At 63.0% G+C, this 26,516-nt stretch carries 19 protein-coding genes; 9 read left to right on the forward strand and 10 right to left on the reverse strand.

The annotated features are described in order from the left end of the window. Positions 1 to 207: 207 nt before the first annotated feature. Positions 208 to 2,148: an exoribonuclease II gene (locus tag KUV41_RS00245; RefSeq protein ID WP_222483610.1), complete on the reverse strand. Its 1,941-nt coding sequence runs from the start codon at positions 2,146 to 2,148 to the stop codon at positions 208 to 210. 307 nt (positions 2,149 to 2,455) lie between these two features. Here KUV41_RS00245 and KUV41_RS00250 point away from each other — a divergent pair, with 307 nt between their 5' ends. From KUV41_RS00250 to KUV41_RS00280, 7 genes are all read left to right on the forward strand, one after another. Further along, entirely contained in the window at positions 2,456 to 3,190 is a 735-nt protein-coding gene (locus KUV41_RS00250; protein WP_206944413.1) for a GntR family transcriptional regulator, read from the forward strand. Positions 3,191 to 3,199: 9 nt separating this feature from the next. Further along, entirely contained in the window at positions 3,200 to 4,336 is a 1,137-nt protein-coding gene (gene nagA / locus KUV41_RS00255; protein ID WP_206944411.1) for an N-acetylglucosamine-6-phosphate deacetylase, read from the forward strand. Further along, positions 4,320 to 5,339, forward strand: a complete 1,020-nt coding sequence (locus KUV41_RS00260) for an SIS domain-containing protein (protein ID WP_222483611.1) — start codon at positions 4,320 to 4,322, stop codon at positions 5,337 to 5,339. The genes nagA and KUV41_RS00260 overlap by 17 nt, the downstream gene beginning before the upstream one ends. 56 nt (positions 5,340 to 5,395) lie before the next feature. Further along, the gene (gene ptsP / locus KUV41_RS00265; protein WP_222483612.1) at positions 5,396 to 7,963 is read left to right on the forward strand and encodes a phosphoenolpyruvate--protein phosphotransferase; all 2,568 of its coding nucleotides are present in this window, start codon (positions 5,396 to 5,398) and stop codon (positions 7,961 to 7,963) included. Next, positions 7,960 to 9,669: an N-acetylglucosamine-specific PTS transporter subunit IIBC gene (gene nagE / locus KUV41_RS00270; protein ID WP_222483613.1), complete on the forward strand. Its 1,710-nt coding sequence runs from the start codon at positions 7,960 to 7,962 to the stop codon at positions 9,667 to 9,669. The genes ptsP and nagE overlap by 4 nt, the downstream gene beginning before the upstream one ends. Positions 9,670 to 9,855: 186 nt before the next feature. Next, positions 9,856 to 10,671 (forward strand): Cof-type HAD-IIB family hydrolase, encoded by an 816-nt coding sequence (locus KUV41_RS00275; RefSeq protein WP_222483615.1) that lies wholly within the window; start codon positions 9,856 to 9,858, stop codon positions 10,669 to 10,671. A 128-nt stretch (positions 10,672 to 10,799) separates the two neighbouring features. Continuing rightward, entirely contained in the window at positions 10,800 to 11,984 is a 1,185-nt protein-coding gene (locus KUV41_RS00280) for an AGE family epimerase/isomerase (RefSeq protein ID WP_222483622.1), read from the forward strand. 79 nt (positions 11,985 to 12,063) lie between these two features. On the opposite strand, the gene KUV41_RS00285 is transcribed toward KUV41_RS00280, so the two are convergent. The 6 genes from KUV41_RS00285 to KUV41_RS00310 form a co-directional block, all read right to left on the reverse strand. Next, positions 12,064 to 13,119: a YcjF family protein gene (locus KUV41_RS00285; protein ID WP_222483630.1), complete on the reverse strand. Its 1,056-nt coding sequence runs from the start codon at positions 13,117 to 13,119 to the stop codon at positions 12,064 to 12,066. Beyond that, positions 13,116 to 14,519, reverse strand: a complete 1,404-nt coding sequence (locus KUV41_RS00290; RefSeq protein WP_222483632.1) for a YcjX family protein — start codon at positions 14,517 to 14,519, stop codon at positions 13,116 to 13,118. Before KUV41_RS00290 ends, KUV41_RS00285 begins: the two co-directional genes overlap by 4 nt. A gap of 20 nt (positions 14,520 to 14,539) precedes the next feature. After that, on the reverse strand, positions 14,540 to 15,718 hold the full coding sequence (locus tag KUV41_RS00295) for an MFS transporter (RefSeq protein WP_222164283.1): 1,179 nt from the start codon (positions 15,716 to 15,718) through the stop codon (positions 14,540 to 14,542). A gap of 97 nt (positions 15,719 to 15,815) precedes the next feature. Continuing rightward, a complete protein-coding gene (locus KUV41_RS00300; protein WP_261395871.1) occupies positions 15,816 to 16,808 on the reverse strand; it encodes a GlxA family transcriptional regulator in 993 nt (330 codons plus the stop codon). A gap of 167 nt (positions 16,809 to 16,975) precedes the next feature. After that, the gene (locus KUV41_RS00305) at positions 16,976 to 18,571 is read right to left on the reverse strand and encodes a solute:sodium symporter family transporter (protein WP_222239283.1); all 1,596 of its coding nucleotides are present in this window, start codon (positions 18,569 to 18,571) and stop codon (positions 16,976 to 16,978) included. A gap of 359 nt (positions 18,572 to 18,930) precedes the next feature. Then, positions 18,931 to 19,152 carry a hypothetical protein gene (locus KUV41_RS00310; protein WP_222483634.1) on the reverse strand — a complete coding sequence of 74 codons (222 nt, stop codon included), beginning with the start codon at positions 19,150 to 19,152 and terminating at the stop codon, positions 18,931 to 18,933. Between the two features lie 161 nt (positions 19,153 to 19,313). Here KUV41_RS00310 and KUV41_RS00315 point away from each other — a divergent pair, with 161 nt between their 5' ends. Beyond that, a complete protein-coding gene (locus tag KUV41_RS00315; protein ID WP_206944396.1) occupies positions 19,314 to 19,868 on the forward strand; it encodes a DUF924 family protein in 555 nt (184 codons plus the stop codon). Positions 19,869 to 20,238: 370 nt separating this feature from the next. Further along, positions 20,239 to 20,478: a GlsB/YeaQ/YmgE family stress response membrane protein gene (locus KUV41_RS00320; RefSeq protein ID WP_206944395.1), complete on the forward strand. Its 240-nt coding sequence runs from the start codon at positions 20,239 to 20,241 to the stop codon at positions 20,476 to 20,478. Positions 20,479 to 21,777: 1,299 nt separating this feature from the next. On the opposite strand, the gene KUV41_RS00325 is transcribed toward KUV41_RS00320, so the two are convergent. From KUV41_RS00325 to KUV41_RS00335, 3 genes are all read right to left on the reverse strand, one after another. Further along, the gene (locus KUV41_RS00325) at positions 21,778 to 23,196 is read right to left on the reverse strand and encodes an amidase (protein WP_222483642.1); all 1,419 of its coding nucleotides are present in this window, start codon (positions 23,194 to 23,196) and stop codon (positions 21,778 to 21,780) included. A 181-nt stretch (positions 23,197 to 23,377) separates the two neighbouring features. Continuing rightward, positions 23,378 to 24,670 (reverse strand): aspartate aminotransferase family protein, encoded by a 1,293-nt coding sequence (locus KUV41_RS00330; RefSeq protein WP_206944392.1) that lies wholly within the window; start codon positions 24,668 to 24,670, stop codon positions 23,378 to 23,380. A gap of 167 nt (positions 24,671 to 24,837) precedes the next feature. Beyond that, a complete protein-coding gene (locus KUV41_RS00335) occupies positions 24,838 to 26,277 on the reverse strand; it encodes an NAD-dependent succinate-semialdehyde dehydrogenase (protein ID WP_206944390.1) in 1,440 nt (479 codons plus the stop codon). Positions 26,278 to 26,516 lie beyond the last annotated feature (239 nt).

Raw genomic sequence — 26,516 nt, forward strand, 5'->3', positions numbered from 1 at the left:
GGAAGCCTCCGTGGCAGTGACATCGTAGCCACGAGCCTACGAGGGAAATACGACAGTTCTGCGACAGGGGGAGGCGGTGCGCATTGAGGCCCAACAAAAAAACGGCGACCCACAGGTCGCCGTTTTTTTGTTCTATCACGATACGCCCTGCTAGATAGTCCTGCCCGCTAGCGGCGCGGTCTGGCCGCTGGCGGGTAGCGCATCCGCTCAGACGCTGGGCTGGGCCACCAGCGAGCGGGTTTCTTCCTTGGCTTCGGTCAGGGCGACACGCACGCTGTCGCCGAGCTTGAAGCGCTCTTCACCTTCGATCTGAATGCGGCCTTCCTTGTCGTCCACCACCACCTTGTCGCGGTCAGCGTGCATCAGCGGAGCCGGGACGAAGGCGGTCGCGCCATTGGCGGTCAGGCGCACGCGCATGCCGCCGCGGTTGATCGCGATGATCTCGGCCTCGAACACATCTTGCTGCTTGGCCGCCGGGGTCAGATAGCGCACGTACAGCCAATCCTTGACGTCACGTTCCGCCAGGCGGTTGAGACGACGACGCTCGGTCAGCTGTTCGGTCAGCTCGATGCTGGCTTCCTTGGGGGCCTGCTCACCCTTGAGCACGCGCTTGATCAGGCGATGGTTGACCATGTCGCCGTACTTGCGGATCGGGGAGGTCCAGGTGGCATAGGCGGCCAGTCCCAGGCCAAAGTGCGGACCCGGCTGGGCCGACATGGCGGTGAAGCCCTGGAACTTGCGCAGGCGGGCATCCAGCCAGGCGTCATCGCGACTTTCCAGCGCGCGCTTGAGCTCCTTGTAGCGGGACAGGTCGGTCAGCGCCTCACGTTCGACGCTGATGTCCTGGGTCTCCAGGAAGCTCTGGGCGGCCTCGGCCTTGTCGTCCTCGAAGGCACGATGGACGTTGAAGATGCCATGACCAACCTTGTCGGCAAGCAGCGCCGCGCAGCACGCATTGGCGGCGATCATCGATTCTTCGATCATGCGGTTGGCGATGCGCCGCTCTTCGGTGCGGATCGCCAGCACGTTACCGGCCTCGTCCAGGTCGAAGACATAGTCGGGACGGTCCTTGAACACCAGGGCGTGCTCCTGGCGCCAGCGAGTGCGTGCCTCGGTCAGATCACGCAGGGCCTTGAGCTGATCGCCGATGGACGCTTCAGGTGCCCACTCGCCCTGGCCCTCGAGCCAGTCAGAGACGTTGTCGTAGACCAGGCGAGCCTGTGAACGCGCGGTGGCAGCGAAGAACTGATAGTCACCGAGGCTGCCATCGGCGTTGACGTCCAGGCGACAGGCCAGCACCGGGCGTTCCTGGCCCTCGTGCAGCGAGCACAGATCATCGGCCAGCTGCTCGGGCAGCATGGTGACGTTCTGGCCCGGCAGGTAGACGGTGAAGGCACGAGTGCGGGCCTCGAGGTCGGCGGCGTGGCCTTCCTCCACGTAGGCGGTGGGGTCGGCGATGGCTACCGACAGGCGCCAGCCGCCGCCCTCGCGGACTTCGACGCGCAGGGCGTCGTCCATGTCGCGGGTCTTCTCGCCGTCGATGGTGAAGAACGGCTCCGCGGTCAGGTCCTCACGGGTGAGCCCTTCGTTGCGTAGCGGCCAGTCGGTGCCGGCGTCGGGGCATTCCTGCTCGAGGGCATGGCGGGCCAGGGTGACGCGCCACGGCACGGCGGGGTCGTCGGTCTTGGCCACCAGTTCGTCGATCTGGGTGAAGAAGGCGCGGTCATCCGGCTTGAGCGGGTGGCGCACCAGTCGTGCCACGACCCAGTCCCCATCGCCGATGGTGTTTTCGTCCAGGCTGCGCTTGATGCGCGCCTTGAGGGCGGTCTTGATCGACGGGTGGTCGGGCACCACCGCCAGGCGGCCCTCGCGCAGCTGCACTCGGGCAACGAAGCGCTCCATGTTGCTTTCGATCAAGGTGTCGGGTTCGACCGACTTGCGCTCACCTTCTTCGTGCAGCACCGCCTCGACGCGATCGCCGTGCAGCACCTTCTTCATCGCGGGAGGTGGCACAAAGTAGGACGCACCATCATCGGTTTCGAGAAAACCGAAGCCTTTTTCGGTGGCTTTGATGACACCCGTGACACGGGGGGTGTTATCGCGGATCTGTTGCTTGAGCTGAGCCAGCAAGGCGTTGTTCTGCAGCATGGTCACGATCGAGTGGCGGGAATAAGGGGGCCACTATACGGATTGTTCGCGCGGCGGCCAAACCCCTTGCTCGGTGACAACGGGAAATCAAGATCTTGTGGGTACTTATCGGCCCTTGCCGACACGCTGACAAGAGCAGGGGCCTCCTTTCGCGCCCTGCTGGATACCTCGGGCGGGGTGTTGAGTGGCATCTCCCTTCGCCGTGAAATGCACAGTCAGGGTTCGACCAATGTGGTACTAGATTGGTATTCAATTGGTCTTCATGTGGAGCTATATTGGTCCTATTAGCTCCGAGGACCTGACCGCCATGGATTCACGATTCGATCGTCTAAGACTTGATGGAACGCTGGCCACCCCCCTGTATCGGCAGCTGGCGAATGAGCTGGAGGCCGCGATTCGCGGAGGCGAGTGGCGTGCCGGCGAAGCCTTGCCATCCGAACGCAACCTGGCCGAAGCGCTGGGTGTGTCCAGAATTACCGCCCGCAAGGCCCTTGATCAGCTGGAAACGACGGGCCTGATTCGACGGGATCGCGGTTCTGGCACCTTTATCCGGCCTAGCATGGACCAGTCTCTGACGCGCCTGACCAGCTTCAGCGAGATGTTGACCAGGCGGGGGTTTCAGCCTCGCTCGGAGTGGATCGCACGTGAGCGTTGCCAGCCCGGCAGTGAGGAGAACCTTCGCCTCGGGCTGTCCAGCAACGCCCAGGTGTCACGGCTCAAGCGTCTGCGCCTTGCCGACGATGTGGTGATGGCGGTCGAAGAAAGCTGCCTGCCGGTCACGGTGTTGCCCAATCCCATGGATGTGGATGTGTCCCTCTACCGCTGGCTGGAGGACGCCGGTACGCCGATCGTCCGCGCGCGCCAGCAGGTGACGGCGGTCAATGCCGATGCCGAGCTGGCCGCCCTGGCCCAGGTAGCACCAGGGCAAGCGCTGCTCAAGGTCACCCGTCTGGGGTTTCTCGCCGACGACACTCCTGCCGAGTTAAGCGTTACTTACTGTCGCACTGACTACTACGACTTCACCGTTGAGCTTGTCCGCTAGGAGGTGTCCATGACGATCGCTGCTACCCGCTTGAGCGGCAATATATTGACCCCGGAGGGCTGGTTGCTGGGTCACATGCGGCTGGAAGATGGCCGCATTGCCGCGATAGAAGGTCGCCCCGTCGACCCTGAGCAAAACGATGCTCCGCGGCTGATTCCGGGATTCATTGACCTGCACGTGCATGGCGGCGGGGGAGCGGACGCGATGGAGGGGGCCGCCTCGGTGGCGACCCTGGCACGCACTCACCTGCGCTTTGGTACGACCAGCCTGCTGGCGACGACCATGACCGCCACTCCGGCACAGGTCCGCGCGGTGCTGCGGGAGATCTCGACCTACATGCGTGAGCCGGAGCCCCAGGCATCGCGAGTCCTGGGCGTGCATCTCGAAGGACCCTACATCAACCCTGGCAAGCTCGGTGCCCAGCCGGCCCATGCCCAGGTCGCCAGCGTGGCCGAGATGGACGAGTTGCTGGCGCTGGCCCCGATCCTGGTGGTCACACTGGCCGCCGAGATCAGCGGCCATGGTGAGGTGATTCGTCACCTCAGCGAACAGGGCGTCAAGGTTCAGCTGGGCCACACCCTGGGCAGCTACGAGGACGGGGTGGAAGCCTTGGCACATGGCGCCTGTGGCTTTACCCACCTGTTCAATGCCATGACCGGCCTGCATCACCGCAAGCCCGGCATGGCCGGTGCTGCGCTAGCCCACGCTGAGTATGCCGAGATCATCCCGGATCTGTTGCACGTTCATCCTGGGGCTATTCGCACTGCGCTTCGCTGTATCCCGCGCCTGTATGCGGTGACCGACTCCACCGCGGCGGCAGGCATGCCCGATGGCGACTACCGCCTGGGAAGCCAGACGGTCTCCAAGTGCCTGGGCGGTGTGCGCCTGGCAGACGGCACCCTTGCGGGCAGCACGCTGACGATGGATCAGGCGCTGCGCAACTTCGTCGGTCTCGGCCTCAGCCTGGCCGAGGCCTCGGATCGCTTGTCGCGTTTTCCCGCCGACTTTCTTGGGCGCACCGACGTGGGCCGCCTGGAGGTTGGTGCGCGCGCCGATGTCGTCACGCTCGATCCCCAGTTAACGCTTTTGGCTGTCCACCTGGATGGTCATCTGGTGTCAGGAGACCCCCATGTCACTCATGCTTGAAGAGGCGCTGAATGCGCCGGAACGACTGCGCGGCCAGCTGGCGCGTAACCAGACTCTGCTGCGCGATCTGGGGGAGCGGCTGCGCCATGAAGCGCCCAGCGCTGCCGTGACGGTGGCGCGGGGCAGCTCGGATCACGCTGCCAGCTATCTGGCCTATCTGTGCATGCAGGCCCGGGGGATACCGGTGGCATCGCTGCCGCCCTCCCTGTCGACGCTTGCACGCACCCCCTGGAAGCTTCAGGGACAGCTATCCATTGCCATTTCCCAGTCGGGCCAGAGCCCCGATCTAGTGGTCAGCCAGCGCGCTCTGAAGCAGGGAGGCGCTACCACTCTGGCCTTGGTCAACACCGCTGAATCGCCACTTGGGCAGGCCAGCGATATCGAGATACCGCTGTTCGCCGGAGAAGAACGCAGCGTGGCAGCCACCAAGAGCTTCCTGGCGACCCTGAGTGCTGGGGCCCAGTTACTGGCGCACTGGAACGAGAGTGCCATGCTGCTGGGCGCACTCAACGAGCTTCCCGATCGGTTGGTAGAGGCTGCCGCTCAGGACTGGAGCCCTGCCGTGGAAGCGCTCAAGGATGTCGATCGCTTGATGGTGATTGGACGTGGCGCCGGCCTGGGGATCGCCCAGGAGGCCGCGCTCAAGTTCAAGGAAACCTGCGGTATCCAAGCCGAGCCGTTCAGCGGAGCTGAGGTCAAGCATGGGCCGATGGCGTTGATCGAGCCCGGCTACCCGGTGCTGGTGTTCGCTCCCCCAGGCGCCGAGCAGGCCGGTCTGCTGGAGCTGGCAGAATGGCTGGAAGGCGTCGGGGCCAAGGTGCTGCTCGCCGCTGACGAGAGGGTGGCCCGGCGACAGCTGACGATGACCGGCACCAGCCATGAGGCCCTTGAGCCGCTGTCCGTCATTCAGAGCTTCTATCCGATGGTGGCACGTCTCGCCGAGGCGAGGGGGATCGATCCTGATCAGCCCCGTCACCTGCGCAAGGTGACCTGCACGGTCTAGCGCGATCCCTTCCACCCAAGCGTCCTCTCCTCAATGACAACGATACGGAGCAGATCATGGTTTTGAGCAATGTCACCCTGGTGGCGCCGGTCAAGGGGGTGGTGGTCCCCCTGGCCGACGTCCCGGATCCCGTGTTCGCCGAGGGCAGTCTCGGCCAGGGCATCGCCCTGGACCCGCTAGGCGGGTGCTTGCATGCCCCCTGTGACGGCGAAGTGGTTCAGTCTGCTCGCACCCATCATGCGTTTACCATCAGGAGTGATGAGGGCATAGAGGTCCTGGTGCACCTTGGACTCGACACCGTGATGCTCGAAGGTCGTGGCATCGAGGCCTGCGTGACCCAGGGGCAACGGGTACAGGCAGGCGAACCTCTGTGTTACTTCGACCTGGACCAGCTGGCCTGCGACGCTGCCTCGTTGGTGACGCCCATGGTCGTGCTGGATAGCGGTGAGCGCCAGTGGATCGAGCTGGAGCTGCGTGCCGGCGATATCGTACAGCGAGGGGAACCAATGATCGTGCTGGGCCCGGCAAGCTCAGCGGTGGCCGGCGGCGTCGCTGGCGTTGAGCCGGCGGGGCCAAAGCTCGAGCGCACGGTGACGCTGGCCATTGAAGCGGGACTGCACGCACGTCCGGCGGCCAGGCTCAGGGCGATTGCCCGCGACCACCAGGTCGTCATGAGCCTGGGTGCCAAGGCGCGCACCGCGAGCTCCGGAAGTGTCAGCGCACTGATGAATCTTGGGCTTGAGTGTGGCGATGCGGTGCAGATCAAGGTGGAAGGGGTCAACGCTGAGGCGGCAATGGCCAGTGCTGTTGCCCTGCTGACCACAGCGGAAGGCCATGGCGCCGGTGACATTCAGCAGGCGGCCCCCGCTGCAGGGGAGCTGGAGCCTGGACAGTTAGGGGGCCTGACAGCCAGTCGCGGGATGGCCAGTGGGCCGCTTTCGGTGTTGAGCGTCAGGTTGCCTGAGGTGCCGCTAGAGGGTCACGGTCGTCAGGTGGAGTGTCCACGCTTGATGGCGGCGCTGGAGCAGGTAGGGGCGCAGCTAGAGGCGTCCAGGACACGCGCCTTGCGTGAAGGCCAGCAGGCCGAAGCTGAGGTGTTCGAAGCCCATCAGGCGTGGTTGGAAGATCCGGACCTGGTGGCATCGGCGGTCAGCAGGCTGGAAGAGGGGCTCAGTCCGGGGCAAGCCTGGCGTGAAGCCCTGGACGCAGAAGCCGACCGCCTTCGCGCCACCGGCAACGCCATCTTGATCGGTCGCATCGCTGACCTGAGAGACCTTCAGCGTCAAGTGATGCTGACCTTCAGTGATGGCCCGTCAACGGCCCTGGGGGAGCTGCCGGCAGACGCCATTGTCGTGGCCGATGACCTCACTCCCTCATCCTTCGTCGAGCTGTGCCAGCATGATCCGGCGGGGCTCTGCCTGGCGGCGGGCGGTACCACCTCCCACGTAGCGATCATGGCCCGCGCCCGGGGCGTGCCCTGTCTGGTGGCCATGGGCGGCGCGCTGCTTGAGGCAGCCGATGCCCATCACGGCAGCACGGTAGTGCTGGATGCCGACAAGGGGCGGCTGGAGCTGACGCCTGACCAGCCTCGTTGCGAACAGGTGGTGAAGGAGATCGCCGCCCGGGCCGCCCGCGCCGAAGAAGAACGCAGCCAGGCACACCTGGAAGTGGTGACCCGCGATAGCCGCATGGTAGAGGTCGCCGCCAATATCGGCAGCGCCGAAGAGGCCCGCCAGGCAAGCGCCAGTGGGGCGGATGGTGTCGGCCTGATGCGCAGCGAGTTTCTGTTCCTGGGGCGGGACTCGGCGCCCAGCGAAGCACAGCAGCGTGAGGAATATCAGGCCAGCGTTGATGCCCTGGGCGCCAAGCCAGTGATTATCCGCACCCTGGATATCGGCGCCGACAAGCAGCTGCCGTACCTGACGCTGCCGTCGTCACCCAACCCTGCCCTCGGGGTCCGCGGCATGCGCCTGTGGCAGTCTCACCCTGAATTGCTGGATACCCAGCTACGCGCCTTGCTGGGGGTCAAGCCGCTGCGTCATCTGCGCATCATGGTGCCGATGGTCAGCGATGCCAGCGAGCTCGAATGGGTGCGCGAGCGCATGGAGGCCATGGCGGCCGACATGCGCCTGACCGAACTGCCGCTGTTGGGAGCGATGATCGAAGTACCCAGTGCGGCGCTATGTTCCGCTGCCATGGCCAAGGTGGCTGACTTTCTGTCGATCGGTACCAACGATCTGACCCAGTATGGGCTGGCCATGGATCGCGAGGATGCGCTGCTGGCGGCCCGGGCGGATGTGCTTCACCCCGGCGTGCTGCGACTGATTCAGGCGACCCTGGCGGGCACCGGGGGGCGCTGCCCGGTGGGAGTGTGCGGAGCGGCAGCCGGCGATGAGCTTGCGGGTCCTCTGCTGGTGGCCATGGGCGTCTCCGAGCTATCGGTGGAGCCGGCCAGCGTAGCGGCGGTGAAGGCGCGCTTGCGACGCCTGGATGCCAGCGTGATCGCGCGCGAAATCGATACCCTGCTGGCGATGCCAGACGCTGCATCGGTGCGCCATGCACTGACGCAACTGGTAGAGGCCGCGCTGGTCGCCGAGACACCTTCCGAGAGGATCATGACATGACAAGCTCACTGGGCTCACGCCTGATGGCTGCGCTGCAGCTGCTGGGGCGTTCGTTGATGCTGCCGATCGCCGTCTTGCCGGTCGCCGGCCTGCTGCTGCGGCTGGGGCAGCCTGACCTTCTCGACATTGCCTTTGTGGCCAGCGCTGGCCAGGCGATCTTCGCCAACCTGGCGTTGATCTTTGCCATAGGACTGGCCGTCGGCTTTGCCGACGACAGCAATGGTGCTGCGGGCCTTGCCGGGGTCATCGGCTATCTGGTGCTGGATGCGGTGCTGGAAAGTCTCAACCCCGAGATCAACATGGGAGTGCTGGCGGGTATCATCATGGGTACCGTCGCGGGGCTACTGTACAACCGCTTCAAGGCCATCAAGCTACCCGACTATCTGGCGTTTTTTGGTGGTCGGCGTTTCGTCCCCATCGCCACCGGCCTTGCTGGCGTGGTACTTGGCATCGCCTTTGGTTGGGGCTGGCCGCCAATACAGCACGCCATCGACACCCTTGGCCATTGGCTGATTGACGCTGGCGCTTTCGGCAAGTTTGTCTACGGCGCACTCAATCGCCTGTTGATCGTCACCGGCCTGCATCACGTCCTCAACAGCTTTGTGTGGTTTGTCTTCGGCAGCTTTGGCGACGCCACCGGCGATCTCAATCGCTTCTTTGCCGGAGATCCTACTGCCGGTGGCTTCATGGCGGGCTTCTTCCCGGTGATGATGTTTGGCCTGCCGGCGGCGGCACTGGCCATGTACCACACCGCCGACAAGGGACGTCGGGCCCAGGTCGGGGGGCTGCTGCTATCACTGGCACTGACCGCCTTCCTGACCGGGGTGACGGAACCCATCGAGTTCACCTTCATGTTCCTCGCACCGCTGCTCTACGCCTTCCATGCGGTGATGACCGGTCTCAGCATGGCCATCATGCAGTGGCTCGACGTCAAGCTGGGCTTTACCTTCTCCGCCGGGACCTTCGACTATGCCCTGTCCTACGGCCTGTCCACCAATGGATGGATGATGTTGCCGGTCGGCGTGGTCATCGGGCTTGTCTACTACGGCCTGTTCCGTTGGGCGATTGTGCGGTTTGACCTGCCCACGCCGGGACGCGAGCCGCTGACGCAGGACCCCCAGATGAGCGCCGCCGAACTCGGTGAGCGTGGTCCCGCCTTTACCACCGCCCTTGGAGGGGCGGCCAACCTCGAAGCGGTGGGGGCCTGTACCACCCGTCTGAGGCTGGTACTGAAACAGCCGGACCAGATCGACGAGGCAGCGCTGAAGGCACTGGGGTCTCGTGGTGTGTTGCGACTGGGTGGGGGCGGTGTGCAGGTGATCCTGGGCCCTATCGCCGACACCGTCGCCGACGAGATTCGTGCGGCCATGGCGGCTCAGGGGCAGACGCCCCCAGTGGGGGCTGATCCCGCCGAGGTCGTGGTCGGACAGAAGGTATCCACCCCGACAAGCCTCAACGATGAGCAGGTAGCAGCCTGGCGCCAAGCCCTGGGAGGAAGTGACAACATCCGCGCGCTGGACGTTCGCGCCGCGACTCGCCTGCGTCTGGCGGTCCGTCACGATAGCGAGCTGGATGAGCAGGCCTTGGCCCAGCTGGGCTGCCACGGTGTGCTAAGGGTGGCAGAGGGGGTCTGGCATCTGGTGGTCGGCAAGGATGCGGACGCTCTGGCCGGGGGCCTGCGTGAGGCAGGTGTGGTGCCCAACTGAGCATGTTTCCCAGGAGACCTTGGCGAAGCACCCTAAGCAACGGCATGCCGAGAGGCGTGCCGTTGCTCTTTCATACGTTGCTCTTTCATATGTTGCTCGCAAGACGCTGTCCCTTTGTGTCGCCGGTCGATGGTGTAGACTGCTGCGATCCCTGGCCCTATCCACTTGCAACGTCCTGGAGCCTTTATGCAGCCACACTTGATCGTGTCCGACCTTGACGGCACCTTGCTGGGTGCCGATCACGACCTGGCCGCGCTGACCATTGATACCCTGCGTGCGTTGGCCGGGGAGGGGCATCGGCTGTGCCTCGCCTCAGGCAGACACCACCGGGATATGGTCGGTTTTCGCGATCGACTGGGTGGGGCGGCACACATCATATCCAGCAACGGCGCCTGGACCCTGGATGCTGCCGGGCAGTGTGTGCGGTCTGCGCACCTGCGGCCGGAACAGGTGGAAATGCTGCTGAGCCTTCCCCGGCCGTCAGAGGTACGCCTTAATATGTACCGCGAGGATGCCTGGTTGATCGACGATCATGCCCCTGGTCTGCTGGCCCTGCATGAAGCGACTGGCTTCGAGTACCAGGTAGCGCCAACGGAGCGAATGGAGGTGCAGGGTGTAGGCAAGGTGCTCTACATCGGCGAGCCTCGTCTGCTGGCCACCATTGAAGCGGCCGCACGGGAGGCAGCAGGCGATGCCTTGCACATCACCTATTCGATGAGCCACTCGCTGGAAATCATGGCGGCAGGGGTCAACAAGGGCAGTGCCGTGTCTGCGCTGCTCGATGACCTGGGGATTCCTGCAGAGCGTTGCCTGGCCTTTGGCGACAACCTCAATGACCTGGAAATGCTGAGTCTTGCGGGCGAAGCCCACGTCATGGCCAACGCCCATCCCCAGCTGGCGCAGGATCTGCCCGGGGCGACAGTGATCGGCCATCACGCCGAAGAAGGGGTGGCGCGCTGCCTGCGCCGTCGCTTCGGGCTCGCGGATGAGCGGCACGGCTAGTCGCTGCACTAGTCCCGCCAATACCCCACCAATACCCCACCAATGCCCCAGACATGCCCCTGTCGCTGGGCCTTGGCGCCCAGCATGAACAGGTCATATAGCCTCGGATCACTTCTCAGGAGCGTCGGATGAACGGATACGACCCGCTGTTTCTCGACCGTCACGTGCGCGACACGATGGCCTTCTACCACCCCAGGGCGATCGATCCCCACGGTGGTTTCTTTCACTACCTGCGCGATGATGGCAGCGTCTATGACGCGGAGCATCGTCATCTGGTGTCGAGCGCGCGCTATGTCGTCACCTATGCGCGGTTTGCGCTGCACAGCGGTCAATCCGAGTATCTGCACTGGGCGCGCCACGGGCTTGCCTATCTGGAGAAGGCCCACTTTCAGACGCGCCATCAGGGCTATGCCTGGACGCTACGAGATGGCAAGCCTGAGGACACCACCCATCATTGCTACGGTCTGGCCTTCGTGCTGCTGGCCTATGCCGAGGCCTACCGGGCGGGGATTGCCGAGGCCTACGCAGGCATTGGTCGGGTTCACCGAATGCTGCAGCAGCACTTCTGGGAGCCCCAGTGGCAGCGTTTTGCCGATGAAGCGGACGAGCGTTGGCGCTTGAAGGACTACCGGGGCCAGAATGCCAACATGCATGGTTGCGAAGCGCTGATCGCAGCCTACGAGGCGACATCTGAAACGCGCTATCTGGATCAGGCCTTGGCCATCGCGCGCTCGATCATCGGCATCAACCGCAAGCATCCCCATGGGTGGATATGGGAGCACTACGATCAGCAGTGGAACCCTGACCTCGACTACAACCGGCAGGACCCCAAGCACCTGTTCCGCCCCTGGGGGTATCAGGTGGGTCACCAGACCGAGTGGGCCAAGCTGCTGGTGTTGCTGTCCCGTTACCGCGACGACGCCTGGCTGATACCGACCGCAGAGCGGCTATTCAGCAGTGCCTGTGACGCTGGCTGGGACAAGCAGCATGGCGGTCTGGTGTATGGATGTGATCTGGACGGCGAGGTATGTGACGGCGACAAGTACTTCTGGGTACAGGCAGAGAGCTTCGCCGCGGCTGCGGTGCTGTGGGAAGTCACCGGCAAGGGCTGCTACCAGCGCTGGTATCAGCGCCTGTGGGAGTACAGCTGGCAGCATATGATGGATCATCGGCATGGTGCCTGGTATCGCATCCTGTCTGCGGACAACCGCCGCTACGATGACGCCAAGAGCCCGGCCGGCAAGGTGGACTATCACACCATGGGTGCCTGTCAGGAGGTGATGGGCGTGCTGGCACGGCGCGAAGGTGGGTGAACAGAACCCACGGGGCCAGGCGTCGCTTGGCTCCGTGGGTCCGGTAGAGTTTGGTGTGTACGGTGGTTTGTAAGGTGATTCAGGCGTCCTTGTTGGGCGCCTCCATGCGTCTTAGCTGGCGCCACAGGTCGCGGCGAAGGTCGGCCAAACGGGGGCGCTGCTCCGGGCTGAACGTCAGCGGCCGTACCAGGCGCTGGGTCCTCAAGCCCAGCCGAGCGCCGAGCAGACCCACGCCAAGGCCCTGGGCGGCGCGGGCCGAAAGGCGCCCGGCCAGATCCAGTGACAGCATCTGCACGCTGGCGTCGGTGGCGAGCTCGGTGGCGCCTGCAAAGGCCATCTGATACAGCACGCTGCGCAGCAGCTTGAGCCTGGCTGCGTAGCCCAGCTCCAGCCCGTAGAGTCGACACAACCGGTCCACCATCGCCAGGTGGCGCCATGCCACCAGGGTCATGTCCACCAGGGTCATCGGGCTGACGGCGACCATGACCGCGGTTTCTCCGCTCATTCGCGATATCAGGCGCTGGGCCTCTCTATCTCTCGGCGCCAGCAAGTGGTGCGCCACCAGCTGCTGAAGGTCCTGGCCATCATGGTGCGCTTCTCGCGCCGCCTCGAAGGCATGCCAGTGGGGGTCGTCATCGCCCAGAGCGAGCTGAGTCTTGAGGCGCCGAGCCAGCGCCAGTGCCTGTTTGGGCGAGCGCTCATGCATCTGCGCCAGGGCCAGACGCAGCTGATCGTGGCGCTTCAATCGCTTCAGACGAAACAGCTCACGCATCAGCGCCATTCCACCAAGTCCAATGGCCGTCAGTCCCAGCAGCTGCCAGCCGGTCGCCAGCAGGTCTCCCCCTGCTAGAGTCTGGGGCACGCCGGTCACCAGTTCGGCAGCGCCAAGGCCGGTAGTGGCGAGCAGCACCGTCACCAGTCCCCAGCGGCGTTTGCGAGGGCGTCCAAGGGTGCCCGCCAAGTCCACCTGATCGTCGTCGGCAGTGGCTGGCGGGGTGGGCGTCAGTGCCCGGCTGTCGACGCCTTCATCGAAGCGCTGGCCAGGCCTGGGGTCAGGGAAAGAGCCGATGGTGGCGTCATCCTGCTCGGCAAAGCGCACCGAGGGGCGCGGGTCGTTCGGCGAGTCCTGGGTCATCTGAGCTTGTCTCCGAGTAGCCAATCCAGCGCCAGATCCATGCGGATGTGGGGCAGGGCTCCTGCCGTCACCGGTTGCGGCCTGAAGGCGGTAAAGTCGAATCCCTGACGTTCCCAGAAGGCAGGGTCTGGAAGCCGGCCTGGCACCTCTCCCGGGAAGGTCAGCAGCGACTCGCCGTCCAGGGTGGTGCCCCTGAGGGCCGGCGATGTACGTCCCTGATGGGTGACCTCACGCGCCTCGGTGGCGCGAATGGAGGCCAGCGACAGTGCCTTGACCGGAATATCGGCGTACTTGAGATTTTTCAGGGGTTCCGCGAGCAGTGCCTCCAGTAGGCTGACAAGCCTGGCATGCTGATCCGGCGTGACATGGTCCGCCTTGGTCGCGGCAATGGCCAGGCGATCGATGCGCGGTGTGAACAGGCGGCTGAACAGGCTGCGCCTGCCGTAGTTGAAACTCTGCATCAGTTGCTGCAACGCCTGGGACAGGTCCTCGAAACGTTCAGGGCCGGCGTTGAGGGCGCCCAGCACGTCGACCAGCACGATCTGGCGGTCGAATCGACGGAAGTGATCGCGGTAGAACGGCTTGACGATATGTTGCTGATAGTGGGCAAAGCGGCGTGCCAGCGTCCGATACACGCTCGACTCAGGCAAGCGTTCCAGGGTCTCGGCTGAGTGACTGTCAAGACCGGGCAGCGGAAAGAACTGCAGCACGGGGGCGCCGGCCAGCTCTCCGGGCAGCAGGAAACGCCCTGGCTGAAGGTGCGAAAAGCCCGCCTCACGGGCGGCGCGCAGTCCGCTGGCATACTGCTCGCTGATATCGGCGAGGAGAGCTTCATCCGCCTCCTGTGCGATGTCGAGTTGATCAACGCAGGCCTGCCAAGGCGCTAGCATGGCCCGTCGTGCCGGGCCGGCGCTCTCCTGCATGGCTTGCCATTGGGTCATGCTCCAGCTGGCAAAGGTGTGATCCAGCAGAGGCAGGTCCAGCAGCCATTCCCCCGGATAATCGAACAGGTCCAGGGTCAGCTCCGCGTTGTCGGCGCTGAACCAGGATTGGCGCTGCGGACGGTAGCGAATGGTCAGGCGTAGCTCGCTGATGCCGCGGGTGGGCTCTGGCCAGCGCGGTGGAATCTGTTCCAGGCTGGCGCGAGCCTGGTCGAAAGGAAAGCGGGGCACGCCCAGGTCTCGTTGGGCCACCCGCTGGGCGCCCAGCAGACGGCCCTCACGGCTGGCAGCAAGCAAGTCTAGGCGCGCTTCCAGGCCAGCATGGCGCAGCTGATCCACCAGCGAAGTAAGGAAGGCTGTCTTGCCCGCCCGAGACAGGCCGGTGACCGCCAGGCGTAGCTGGCGGTCTCGGCCACGTTCGATCAGATCCATCAGATCACGGGTCAGGTCCGTGGGCATTGCGGCTCCATCCTGTCAGATTACCCCCTAATCTGAGGGCGCCGTGCCGCAAAGACAAGCGATTGTAGCGCGATCACTACCAGCGGCAGGGCCGCCATGGGAAGCAGCCACAGATTCAATGTCTGCCATCCCAGCACTCCCACTAGGGGGCCTGCTGCCAGGGCAGTGATGGCGGCGGTGGTGAACACCAGAAACTCGTTGAGGGCCTGGACCCGCGCTTTTTCGGCGGGCTGATAGCATTCGGTCAGCAGGCCGGTGGCGGGCAGGAAGGTAAAGTTCCAACCGAGGCCGAGCAGCACTAGGGTAATGTTGAAGCCGGCGATGGTCGAGGGCCCCAGGGCGGTGAGTGCGCTGGCCATTAGCAGCACACAGCCCAGGGCGATCATGCTCGGGGCGCCCAGGCGCTGGGTCAATCGCCCGGTGAAGAAGGACGGCACAAACATGGCCAATACGTGCCATTGGATCGTCATCGAGACATGGTGAAACGCGTGACCGTGGGTGGCCATGGCCAAGGGCGTCGCCGTCATGGCCAGGTTCATCACCCCGTAGCCCACCATGGCGCCGAGAATGGCCAGCCATAGCTTGCTTTGCCGTAACAGCTCGGCCATGGGACGGGCGGGCTCATTACGCGCCTGGCGGTCAACGGGGGGAAGGGGAATGACCAGCAGCAGGCCAAGGGCGATCAGATAGAGCGCCCCCAGGCCAATGAAACTGCCGAGAAACGGGGTGATCGATGCGTCTTGGCTGAATCTGGCAAGCCAGGGGCCGAAAAACGCCGCCAGCACGCCGCCCCCCATCACCAGGCCGACGGCCCGGTCCCGTGCCTGGGCCGGAGCAATCTCGATGGCGGCAAAGCGGTAGAGCTGGCCAAAGCCAATGCCGATACCGATCGCGGTGGTGGCCATCGCGAAGCCGACGAAGTTGCCGGCGACCAGCGTCACGCAGGCGGCCACGGTGCCGCCAAGTCCGATCAGGTTGCCGATCACGAAGCCGCGCTTGCGTCCCAGTCGCCCCATGATCAGTGATGCGGGCAGGGTGGCCAGCATCAAGCCAAGCCACTGGGTAGCGACCGGCAATGTCGACAGCCACGGCGTGGGAGCCAGGGCCTGGCCGATCAGCGGAGACACCGCGATCAGCAGGATGTTGCCGCTGACCAGCAGCGCTTGACACAGCGATAGCAGAACGACGCCGGTGGGCAGTCGCGGTTGAGTGGCGTCGTGCATGTCGAGGACTCCTGTGTGATGTATCAGATGACCGGTGGGGGACCAGGCGTCAGTTGGCGAGGGGGATAACGCGTCAGCTGGTTTCGGATGACGTGCCGAAGCGTGCTCGGTAGATCGAGGGTGATACGCCGTAGTGACGCTGGAACAGGCGTCGCAGCTGCTCGCTGGTGCCCAGGCGCCAGTGCGATGCCAGTTGCTCGAGTGACGACGCGCCACGAATCAGGTCCTGCCGGGCGGCCTCCAGGCGCACTCGGGTGAGGTACTCCATGGGCGTCGTGCCCAGTTGGCGACGGAACAGTCGAGACAAGTGGCGCGACGACATATGGACCTGTTCGGCCATGCTATGCAGGTCCATATCGGTTGCCGGCGCCGCGTGCAGGCGCTCCAGCAGGGGACGCAGACGGCTGCCGCTGGCGTGTTGGCGGGCCATCAGCTCGCTGAATTGCGACTGGCCCCCTGGACGGTGGACAAACATCACCAGTTCTCGGGCGACGGTGGCGACCACGTCTGTGCCTAGATCTGCCTCGACCAGTGACAGGGCCAGGTCGATACCCGCCGTCACCCCTGCGCTGGTGTAACGCCCGCGATCATGGACATACAGCGCATCTGCCTGCACGCGTACCTGGGGAAAGGTCTGGGCCAGGCGCTCGCAGTGCCGCCAGTGGGTGGTGGCGTCGTGATCGTCGAGCAGTCCAGCATCGGCCAGCAGAAAGGCGCCGGTACAGACCGACCCGAGCCTGTCCAGGCGTGGCGCCACTCGGTTGAGGCGCTCTCGCCAGCGAGCCTGTTGGCATTGCACAAAGACGCCGTGTCCTCCGGCCACCAGCAAGGTGGCGTTATCCACTGGGCCACCGTCGCCCGCCTCCCACTGACGCCAGCCGAGGTCCGGTCGCAGGCGTAACCCGCCGTTGGACATGACCTCGTCGCCGCGCCCGATCAGCAGGAGGCGGTAGTGGCGGCGCCCAAGCACCTCATTGGTCGTGGCGAACACCTGCCAGGGCCCCGTGACGTCGAGCATCTGGCAATCGGGGTAGGCCAGCAGGGCAACGTCTTTGATGTCCATCATCGGGGTCTCGGCATGTCGTGGAAGCCGTGTTGATGATGGCGCCTGGTGAGGGTGGCGGCAAGGACAGGTACCCCACCGATCCGGACATGGGGCTCGCAATCAGCAACGCCCCGCTCCAGTGGGGTGGAGCGAGGCGTTATGGAGGCGACTCGAGGGAGTGGGGGGCTTCAGCCAGCAAAGGCCACGTAGATGGCAATCACCAGTACGACCAGCAGGATGCCTGCGGGAACGGCGCCTTTCCAGGGTGTCAGATCCACTGCGCCGACGTCCTCCTGCTGCCAGGCTTCGGTGCGTGGGCGCCACTTGCCGATCAGCAGCATGATGACCACCAGCAACACGAAGACCAGCGCAACGAAATGGAATTCGTGCATCAGCACGGGCAGCTTGTTGAACGGGGGAATGAAGTAACCGGCAAAGATCATCAGACAGCCGCCAACCAGGGCGATCTTGGCGGCCATGGGCGGCACCCGCTTGGTCAGCAGGCCGACGACCACCACGGCAAGAATGGGGATGAAGTAGATGGCGTTCATTTTCTGCAGGTAGCCGAACAGGCTTTCCTGACCCGCCAGCAGGGGGGCAATGGTCATGGCCGAGATCGCCATGATCCAACCGAACACCTGGCTGGACCTGACCACCTGGGCCTCGCTGGCGTCCTTCTTGAGTACGGCCTTGTAGAGGCCCAGGCTGAACAACGTCGTGGTCGAGTTCAGCGCCGAGTTGAAGGATGACAGGATGGCGCCAACCATCACCGCGGCAAAGAAGCCTGTCAGCGGCGCGGGCAGCACGTTGAAGACCAGGTGGCCGTATGCTTCGTCCGCCTTGATGCCCTGGTCGGCATACAGGTGATAGGCAATGATGCCGGGCAGGACCAGGTAAAGCGGACCCAGCAGCTTGAAGAAGCCCGTCAGCAGCACGCCTTTCTGGCCTTCGGCCAGGTTCTTGGCGGCAAAGGTGCGCTGGATGATCTGCTGGTTGGTGGTCCAGTAGAACACGTTGATGAGAAAGACCCCGGTGAACAGGGTAAAGAACGGTACGCTCTGGTCACTGCCCCCGATCGAGTTCATCTTCTCGGGGTTGGCCTGCTTGAGGATGTCCCAGCCGGCGAGAACGCCGCCACTGTCGCTGACGGCCTGCAAGCCGAAATAGACAATGACAAAGCCACCGACAAGTAGTCCGATGCCGTTGAGAGTATCGGACACGGCCACCGTGCGCAGGCCGCCAAACAGGGCATAGATGGAACCGATGATGCCGACAATCCATACCGTCAGCCATAGCAGCGTGGTACTGGATTCGATCCCGGTCAGTCCCGACAGGTCGAGCATCCCTTGCAGGCCGATCGCGCCGGAATACAGGATGATCGGCAGCAGCACCACCGCGTAGGCGATCAGGAAGATCACGTTGGTGATCAGCTGGGTGCCCTTGTCGAAGCGGATTTCCAACAGCTGGGGCAGGGTGGCGATCCCGCTCTTGAGGAAGCGCGGCAGAAAGAACAGCGCCAGCGCCACCAGTGCCATGACGGCGACCACTTCCCAGGCCATGACGCTAAGGCCATCGGTGAAGGCTGAGCCGTTCAAGCCCACCATCTGCTCCGTGGACAGGTTGGTCATCAGCAATGAGCCCGCAATCAGCGGGAAGGTCAGGCTGCGGCCAGCGAGAAAGAAGCCGCTGGTGCTGGAATGGTCGTCCCGGCGGGTAATCCGCCAGGTGATGAAGGCGACCAGGCCGGTAAAGAACAAAAAGGACGCAAAGGTCAGTAGGGGCATAGTGTCATCCTTGCAATCGTGTTCCGCGGTGGCGGCGTTCCCGCTGCGCGTGCCGTGGGGGCGACGACGGTACTGGCCGACCAAGGGTTCAGTGGTAGCGTCCCCCGCCGGTGCTAACCGGTGGTCAAGGGTCCCGGGACGCTGTATGCAGTATTGCAGCTGTATCGCTTCACTTGATGATCGGTATCGAGATCGCCCCTGCACATGCTGGTCGCGATGGCGGAGCCAGCGCGGTCAGGCCGCCTGAGGTGAACGCGCTTTTCCGTTTCTTAAAGGATTAAGTTCGTCGATATAGTGCCTGTTGGCAGCATGTTGGCTAGTTTATGTGGCTATCACGCTCGAGCCATACATCTTTTGTCTTAGCCGTGTGGTTCCGGAAGAACTGCTGGAACCGGCACAGGCTCAACGATGCCAAATAGTTGCAGCAATGTAGGCGTTGCCGCAATGATGAATCCGCAGGCGGCCAGAAGCCGCCCTGGCCAGCGATGGGTGCGAGCGATATGCAGACCCAGCAGGCAGACGACCAGGCCAGACATATGAAAGACGACCGCCAGCGAGCGAAGCAGTTCGAAGGGTGTCATGGGGGATGGGATCCAGCAGGTGGGTGGCCGGGTGAGTCACGCGAGCGATCACACAATGCCATCTTGGCGAGTCGTGGTGGTCGACCATCATCCGGTGCCGGCGTCCCAATGCCGGTAGCCGGGCGCCAATGGCAGAGGATTTCTGGAAGGGGGAGAATGCCATGTCAGTAGCGGTAGCGCGAGCCGATGAGGTCATCGAGTTCTGGTTTCACACGTTGACGCCGCGGCAGTGGTTTGCCAAGGACGCCGACCTGGACCAACGCATGCGCGATGCGTTCAGTGCGACGCTGTCTGCTGCCGCGTCCGCCGAGACCTGGCAGTGGCGTACCTCGGCACGCGGGCGCTTGGCGGAAATCCTGGTCCTGGATCAGTTCTCGCGAAACATCCACCGTGATAGTGCGCTTGCCTTCGCCTGCGATGGCCAGGCATTGGTGCTGGCGCAGGAGGCGGTGGCACAGGGGGCGGATCGGGTGCTGGATGTCGCCTGGCGCGCCTTTCTCTACATGCCTTACATGCACAGCGAGTCACTGTTGATACATGAGGAAGCCTTGCGCCTGTTTGACCAACCGGGACTGGAAAGCAATTTGCACCATGAGCACCGGCACCGGGAGGTACTGCTCCGCTTCGGTCGTTATCCTCAGCGCAACGCTGCCTTGGGGCGGCGCTCCACGCCAGAGGAAGAGGCGTTCCTCGCCGAGCCGGGAAATCGCTTCTGACGGTGACTCGGTGAGGCCAGAAGGCAGGCGCGGTGAGTGAGGGCTCGCAATCGGTGCGGGGCTGATGCAGGACAGGCATTGCGTTTTGCTGGTGGCTCCATGGTGGTGTGCGGTGGCGGTAGAGCACGGCTTTTGACCATCTAGGGTGGCCGCGGTAGGGGCCGCTGGTGCTTAGCCAGGCCTCCTCTTGCATGGCTCGAGATACAGATCGCTACTTTCGTATGCATGAATGTAATGGTATAGCTGTAAAGGCATGGGCGATGGCCTCTAGGGCACGCCAGAAGGTCTTGCTCCTCGGCCAAGGGATTTGCCGCTGGGGGGCTTGTACCGCAGAACCGCAAGCTTTCATTCAGCGACGAAGGAGAACGCAATGGGCTTTATCGCGTGGTTGATCATTGGCGGACTGGCCGGCTGGATCGCAGGTAACATCATGCGTGGCGGTGGTTTCGGTCTGCTTGGCAATATCGGGGTTGGTGTCGTTGGTGCATTGATCGGTGGCCTGCTGTTCAGCCTGGTTGGGCTTTCCAGTGGAGGATTCATCGGCTCACTGGTGACGGCCGTGGTAGGTGCCGTGGTATTGCTGTGGGGCGTGGGGAAGCTGCGAGGTTAGCGTTCACTCACGACCGTTGAGGGGTGATATGGCCTCATAAGGAGCGTCATCATCGCTCAAACGCCAAGGGCCCGGTGCATTGCACCGGGCCCTTGGCGTTTGAGCGGGCTAGGCATCTCGTTACGCCGGTTCTCTTGTTCACGCCATGGCTGCCCGGTAGGCGCTCTTCGCCATGACGGGTACCGCTGAGGCAGCGTTGCAGGGTGTGTCAAAGCAGCGATAGAGGTTTCGGCCCGTGGTCGACAGATGATGAAGGTCGCCGTTTACCTGGTCGGGGAGGCATGCGGTGACGATATTGCGTTGATATGCAGGATACCTGTCATCGGGCTATCCATAGTGAGTCATTTTTCGATTGATCGCCTGCGGTAACCGCTCGAGCAGAGTTGCTATCACTCGGTTGCTCCGTTTTTACTCGATGATAACGTGCACCATGACGTGTTCTTCAAGATAGGGTCCGGAGTTAGTCGTTAGTATAACGCCTTGCTGACTAGGTGAAGCCGTGTATTCGTTGTTTCTGGCTAGCAAACTATGTCTTCCACCGTATGGGATAAGCTTCCAATTAATGACGTGGGGTAAAGTATGTGTGCTCATTAATATAGAGGTGGAACGCTTTCTTTGCCTCATGGGTTTTGATCTAGGTCAAGTTTGTGATGGTTATGTGTGGTGTGGTCGAGTTAGAGATTTGCATAGTCGATAGGCAGCCTGTGAAGGATACTTTCTCAAAATAGGCGAGGACGGTTGTGCTAGTGAGAAGTGGCCTCAGATGCTGCGCATACTCATGTTTACCAGGTTATTCCAAGAATAAGGAGTATCAAGTTGTGAGAAATTTTTTTATATTTATCATCGCGCTATGTTGTGTTTTCTTGATTGCAGCATGCTCAATAGCCCATTCCGAAAATATCGGGCCGCATAAATACAGAGTGACGAGTAGTGGTAATGTTTGGGCATCAAAATCGGATCACATGGACAATGTGAGAGAAGAGGCTGAAGAGGTATGTGGCGACTCGAACTATACCATAACGGGAAATGAGGATGATGCATTCGTCTCATCTGTTCCTAGTGTGGTAAATGGTATTCCCATGAGGATTCCTTCGACAGGGCTCGTCGCGGAGTTTGAATGCCACTAAATCGCCAATGTGGTGGTGGAGAAAAGCGAAGGTCGGGATACCTTCGCTTTTCTCATACGGGTAGGGCGCTGGAAGGGGCTTGTTATTGGGTTAAGTGGTGGGTTTGAAGTAGCAGCGCCATTATGTTGTGTTTAATTTTTGATCTTCCCTTGGCGCCGATGGCAAGCGCCATTCAGCCTGCCTGACGGGCGGGGTCAGGCAGGGAGGGAAAGCGGGGTGGGTGTGCCTGCAGGTACGCGTGGCACGCCCTGAGCACCCTGACGTCATCGTACTTGCCTCCCGCCAGTTGAAAACCGACAGGCAGTCCCTGTTCGGTAAAGCCGCAGGGAACCGACGCTGCGGGCTGCTGACTGAGGTTGAAGGGGTAGGAGAAGGGCGCCCATTCCTCCCAGTCGCGCATGCCACTTCCCGGAGGCACCTGGTGGTGAATCTCGAAGGGACTGATGGGCACGGATGGGGTCATCAGCAGGTGATAGTCCTGATTGAACTGTTCCAGGCGCATCGTCAGGTCGGCCCGGGCGGCCTGGGCGCGGAAGAGCTCTACGGCCTTCCAGTCCTCTGCGCGCAAGGCATTCTCGTAAAGGCCGGGGTCCAGCTTGGCACGGTCGTCATCACTGAGCTGCGAGACCATCTCCAGTGAGGCGGTAAACCACAGTCGCTGAAAGATCCACAGGGGCGACGGGAGGTCTGGGTTGACCTCGCAGACCTCGGCACCCAAGGCTTCGAGGTGGTGGGCGGCCTCTCTGACCTTGGCGACGATCTGAGGGTCCACGTCGGCGAAGCCGAGATCGGTGGAGAAGGCGATGCGCAGACCGCGCAAGTCCTGGCCCAGGTCCTGGCCCCAGTCGCTCGGCTGACCTCGGGTAGCATAGGGGTCCACGTAGTCGTAGCGGCCAATGACATTGAGCATGGCGGCGGCGTCTTCCACCGTGCGCGTGATCGGGCCGATATGGGAAAGCGTCGGGGCCTCCGCTGGCGGCCACTGCGGTGTCCAGCCAAAGCTTGGTTTGAAGCCGAAGACGCCGCAGAAGGCGGCGGGTATGCGAATGGAACCGCCAGAGTCGCCACCTTGATGCAGCACCCCCATGTTCAGGGCGGCAGCTGCGGCAGCACCTCCCGACGATCCGCCGGACGTCAGGCGAGTGTCCCAGGGGTTGCAGGTGGCACCGAACACGCGGTTATCGGTGACCGCCTTCCAGCCATCTTCCGGCGTGTTGGTCTTGCCCAGCAGAACAGCGCCGGCCTCTCTCAGTCGCCGGGCCGGTGGCGCATCAGTGTCACAGGGCTGACGAGACCCCAGCAGCGAGCCATTTGACGTTGGCATGCCCGCGACGTTGGTCAGGTCCTTGATGGAGACCGGTACGCCGTCGATGGGGCTGAGTGGCTTGCCTTGCCCCCATCGCCGCGCCGAGGCTGTTGCGGCTTTCTCGGCGCCTTCGGCATCGATATAGGTGTAGGCATTAACGGTCGGGTTAAAGCGTTCAATCCTGGACAGGGCGGCTCGAGTCGCTTCCAGCGGTGAGACGCTGCCATTGCGGTAATGTTCCGTCAGTGCCGCAACGCCCATATTGCCTAGTTCATCCTCTTGCATGGTCGGGTCCCTCGCGTCCATGAGTGAGGCTTTACCGTAGCTTGTTTGGGCACATTTTTTCCAATCTGGGTGCCCGCAAGGGCGAGCATTGCTGCTTTTTCACTGCCCCCAAACAACAACGCCACCGGCATCAGCCGGTGGCGTCGAGGCATGACGGCGGTGGGCCGTCAGCGTCTGAGCATTACGCCGTGGCGGCGGCAGTGCTGCCCAGCATGGCCTTGAGGTCGTTCTCGATGATGCCAAGGCCTTCTTCGAGAACCGCGTCCTCGATGGTGACCGGCATGAGGAAGCGAATGGTGTTGCCGAACATGCCGCAAGAAAGCAGGATCAGGCCGTTCTCGCGAGCGCGCTTGCAAAGTTCAGCGGCCAGCTCGGGGGCCGGCTGACCATCCTTGCCGTTCAGTTCGAAGGCGGCCATGGAACCGAGGTTGCGGGGGTGCACGACAGCGTCGAATGTCTCGGCCCACTGGGCGAAACGTTGTGCCAGCTTGTCACCCAGCGCGCGGCTCTTGGCCAGGATATCCTCTTCTTCGAACACCTCTAGTACTGCCAGGGTGGCGGCGCAGGACACTGGGCTACCGGCATAGGTGCCACCCAGCGAGTTGGCGCCGGAGGCGTCCATGTGCTTGTCAGTGCCGACCACTGCTGAGATCGGCATGCCTGCTGCCATGCTTTTGGCCATGGTCATCAGGTCGGGCTGAACGCCGCTGTGTTCGATGGCAAACATTTTTCCGGTACGACCGAAGCCGCTCTGAACTTCGTCGATGATCATCAGAATGCCGTGCTCGTCGCAGATCTCGCGAATCTTTTCGAGGAAGCTCTGCGGAGCCGGGTAGAAGCCACCTTCGCCCAGCACAGGCTCAAGCACGATGGCCGCGGTGTCGGCCGGGTTGGCGTCGGTCTTCAGTACCATCTTCAGGCGACGAATGGCTTCCTCTTCGCTGATGCCGTGCTCAGCGACCGGGTAGCCGGCGCGGAAGACGCAGCCCGGCATGGTGCCGAAGTCGTTGGCATAGGGAGCCACCTTGCCGTTCATGGCCATGGTCATGAAGGTACGGCCGTGGTAGCCACCGTCGAAGCAGATGACGTTGTTGCGGCCGGTCGCGGCACGTGCAATCTTGACCGCGTTTTCCAGCGCTTCGGCGCCGGAGTTGGCGAGCATGACCTTGGCATCGCCGCGCACCGGGGTGATCTCGGCCAGCTTCTCGGCCACTTTGACGTAGCCTTCATAGGGCATCACGGTCTGGCAGGTGTGCATCACCTTGTCCAGCTGGTCCTTGACCGCCTGGACCACCTTGGGATGGCAGTGACCAATATTGAGGACGCCGATGCCGCCAGCGAAGTCAATGAAACGGTTGCCGTCGGCGTCCCACAGTTCCGCATTCTTGGCATGGTCTGCGAAGGCGGTCGCGGGGCTGGCGGCACCCTTGGCCACGTACTTTTGCTTGAGTTCATTCAGTTGTGCGTTGGACATCTTCAGACTCCTTGTGCCTGCAGTTTGGAGAGAGTGTGTTCAGGGTAGACGTTAACGACAGGACGCGCAGTGCGCGTCCCGGCATATTTTGTGGTGAGAATGCACGGTCTAACTCAAGTGTTCCTCTGGTGTTCGTGGCATGAGGCAGACGGCTGGTCGCCCGGCTTTCACAGGCCGCCGACGCAGGCGTACTTGAGTTCGGTGTATTCGTCGAGGCCATGGCGCGAACCCTCGCGTCCAAGACCCGACTCCTTGACGCCCCCGAAGGGCGCGAGTTCGGTAGACAGGATGCCTTCGTTGATGGCGACCATGCCGTACTCCAGCTGCTCCATGGTGCGCCAGATGCGACGGTAATCGCTGGCGTAGAAGTAGGCAGCCAGGCCGAACTCGGTATCATTGGCCATGGCGATGGCCTCATCGTCACTGCTGAAGCGGAAGATGGGGGCCAACGGGCCGAAGGTTTCTTCCTTGGCCACGCGCATGGCGGTGGTGACATCGGCCAGCACCGTGGGCTGGAAGAAGGTGCCTTCCAGAGCTTCACCACCGGTCACCAGACGCGCACCCTTGTCGAGGGCGTCAGCGATATGCGATTGCACCTTGTCCACCGCGGCCGCGTTGATCAGCGGGCCCTGGACCACGCCTTCTTCCAGGCCGTTGCCCACCTTGAGCTGGGCAACGCGCTTGCCCAGCTTTTCGACGAAGGCATCGTACACCCCGTCCTGAACCAGGAAGCGGTTGGTACACACACAGGTCTGACCGGAGTTGCGGTACTTGGAGGCAATGGCGCCTTCCACGGCTGCGTCCAGGTCAGCGTCATCAAAGACGATGAAGGGAGCGTTGCCACCTAGCTCCATGGAAGCCTTCTTGACGGTATCTGCGCATTGGGCCAGCAGAATCTTGCCTACCGGAGTAGAGCCCGTGAAAGACACCTTGCGCACTCTCGCGTCACCGGTCAGCACGGGGCCCACTTCGCGAGGCGAGCTGGAGGTCACGATATTGATGACACCAGCGGGAATGCCGACCTCTTCTGCCAGCTTGGCCAGCGCCAGGGCGGTCAGAGGGGTCGCCTCTGCCGGCTTCACTACCACGGTGCAGCCTGCTGCCAGAGCAGGGGCGCACTTGCGGGTGATCATGGCCAGCGGAAAGTTCCACGGGGTGATGGCAGCGACCACGCCGACCGGTTCACGGAATACCAGAATGCGCTTGTCCTGGCCGTGGCCTGGAAGCGTCTCGCCGGCGATGCGCTTGGCTTCCTCGGCATAGAACTCGACAAAGGCAGCCCCGTAGGCCACTTCGCCGCGAGACTCTGCCAGCGGCTTGCCTTGCTCAAGGGTCATCAGCTCGGCGAGGGCTTCCTGATGGTCCATGATCGCGTTGAACCAGGCGCGTAGCAGTGCGGAGCGCTCCTTGGCGGTCTTGCGCTTCCAGCCAGCCCAGGCCTGATCAGCGGCGCCGATGGCCTCTTTCACCTCATCGGCACCGAGGTCCGGTACTTCTGCCAGAACGGCACCCGTGGCGGGATTGGTCACACTGAAGCGACGGTCGGTGGCACGCCATTGGCCGCCGATGTATGCCTTGTCGATAATCAGGTCCTGAGCGTTGGACATGGGGGGCTCCGCGAAAGTCAGGGAATAGGTGTTATCTCATGATTGACGAGTGTGCATTATTTGAAACATGGCGCCAAGGGGCGTGACCATAATTTTTTACGGCTGTTTGAAGAATCCGGTGGAAGCGCACAGCACGACCATCGTTCACCACTCGAACAGGACATTGGCATCGGCGCGACGAGCAGTTTCCGGTACACTATGTCGCCGTCTTGTTGCCACCGCCTGCGACGTTGGCTCTG

The sequence above is a fragment of the Halomonas sp. DP8Y7-1 genome (genome assembly GCF_019801685.1).
Taxonomy (GTDB): domain Bacteria; phylum Pseudomonadota; class Gammaproteobacteria; order Pseudomonadales; family Halomonadaceae; genus Halomonas; species Halomonas litopenaei_A.

Bases quoted from the DNA above. Each gene is read 5' to 3' on its own strand.
- KUV41_RS00330 (WP_206944392.1), bottom strand. From the start codon at position 24,670: ATGTCCAACGCACAACTGAATGAACTCAAGCAAAAGTACGTGGCCAAG.
- nagE (WP_222483613.1), top strand. From the start codon at position 7,960: ATGACAAGCTCACTGGGCTCACGCCTGATGGCTGCGCTGCAGCTGCTG.
- KUV41_RS00250 (WP_206944413.1), top strand. From the start codon at position 2,456: ATGGATTCACGATTCGATCGTCTAAGACTTGATGGAACGCTGGCCACC.
- KUV41_RS00310 (WP_222483634.1), bottom strand. From the start codon at position 19,152: ATGACACCCTTCGAACTGCTTCGCTCGCTGGCGGTCGTCTTTCATATG.
- KUV41_RS00245 (WP_222483610.1), bottom strand. From the start codon at position 2,148: ATGCTGCAGAACAACGCCTTGCTGGCTCAGCTCAAGCAACAGATCCGC.
- KUV41_RS00290 (WP_222483632.1), bottom strand. From the start codon at position 14,519: ATGCCCACGGACCTGACCCGTGATCTGATGGATCTGATCGAACGTGGC.
- KUV41_RS00285 (WP_222483630.1), bottom strand. From the start codon at position 13,119: ATGACCCAGGACTCGCCGAACGACCCGCGCCCCTCGGTGCGCTTTGCC.
- KUV41_RS00305 (WP_222239283.1), bottom strand. From the start codon at position 18,571: ATGCCCCTACTGACCTTTGCGTCCTTTTTGTTCTTTACCGGCCTGGTC.
- KUV41_RS00300 (WP_261395871.1), bottom strand. From the start codon at position 16,808: ATGATGGACATCAAAGACGTTGCCCTGCTGGCCTACCCCGATTGCCAG.
- ptsP (WP_222483612.1), top strand. From the start codon at position 5,396: ATGGTTTTGAGCAATGTCACCCTGGTGGCGCCGGTCAAGGGGGTGGTG.
- KUV41_RS00260 (WP_222483611.1), top strand. From the start codon at position 4,320: ATGTCACTCATGCTTGAAGAGGCGCTGAATGCGCCGGAACGACTGCGC.
- KUV41_RS00275 (WP_222483615.1), top strand. From the start codon at position 9,856: ATGCAGCCACACTTGATCGTGTCCGACCTTGACGGCACCTTGCTGGGT.
- KUV41_RS00280 (WP_222483622.1), top strand. From the start codon at position 10,800: ATGAACGGATACGACCCGCTGTTTCTCGACCGTCACGTGCGCGACACG.
- KUV41_RS00315 (WP_206944396.1), top strand. From the start codon at position 19,314: ATGTCAGTAGCGGTAGCGCGAGCCGATGAGGTCATCGAGTTCTGGTTT.
- nagA (WP_206944411.1), top strand. From the start codon at position 3,200: ATGACGATCGCTGCTACCCGCTTGAGCGGCAATATATTGACCCCGGAG.
- KUV41_RS00335 (WP_206944390.1), bottom strand. From the start codon at position 26,277: ATGTCCAACGCTCAGGACCTGATTATCGACAAGGCATACATCGGCGGC.
- KUV41_RS00320 (WP_206944395.1), top strand. From the start codon at position 20,239: ATGGGCTTTATCGCGTGGTTGATCATTGGCGGACTGGCCGGCTGGATC.
- KUV41_RS00325 (WP_222483642.1), bottom strand. From the start codon at position 23,196: ATGCAAGAGGATGAACTAGGCAATATGGGCGTTGCGGCACTGACGGAA.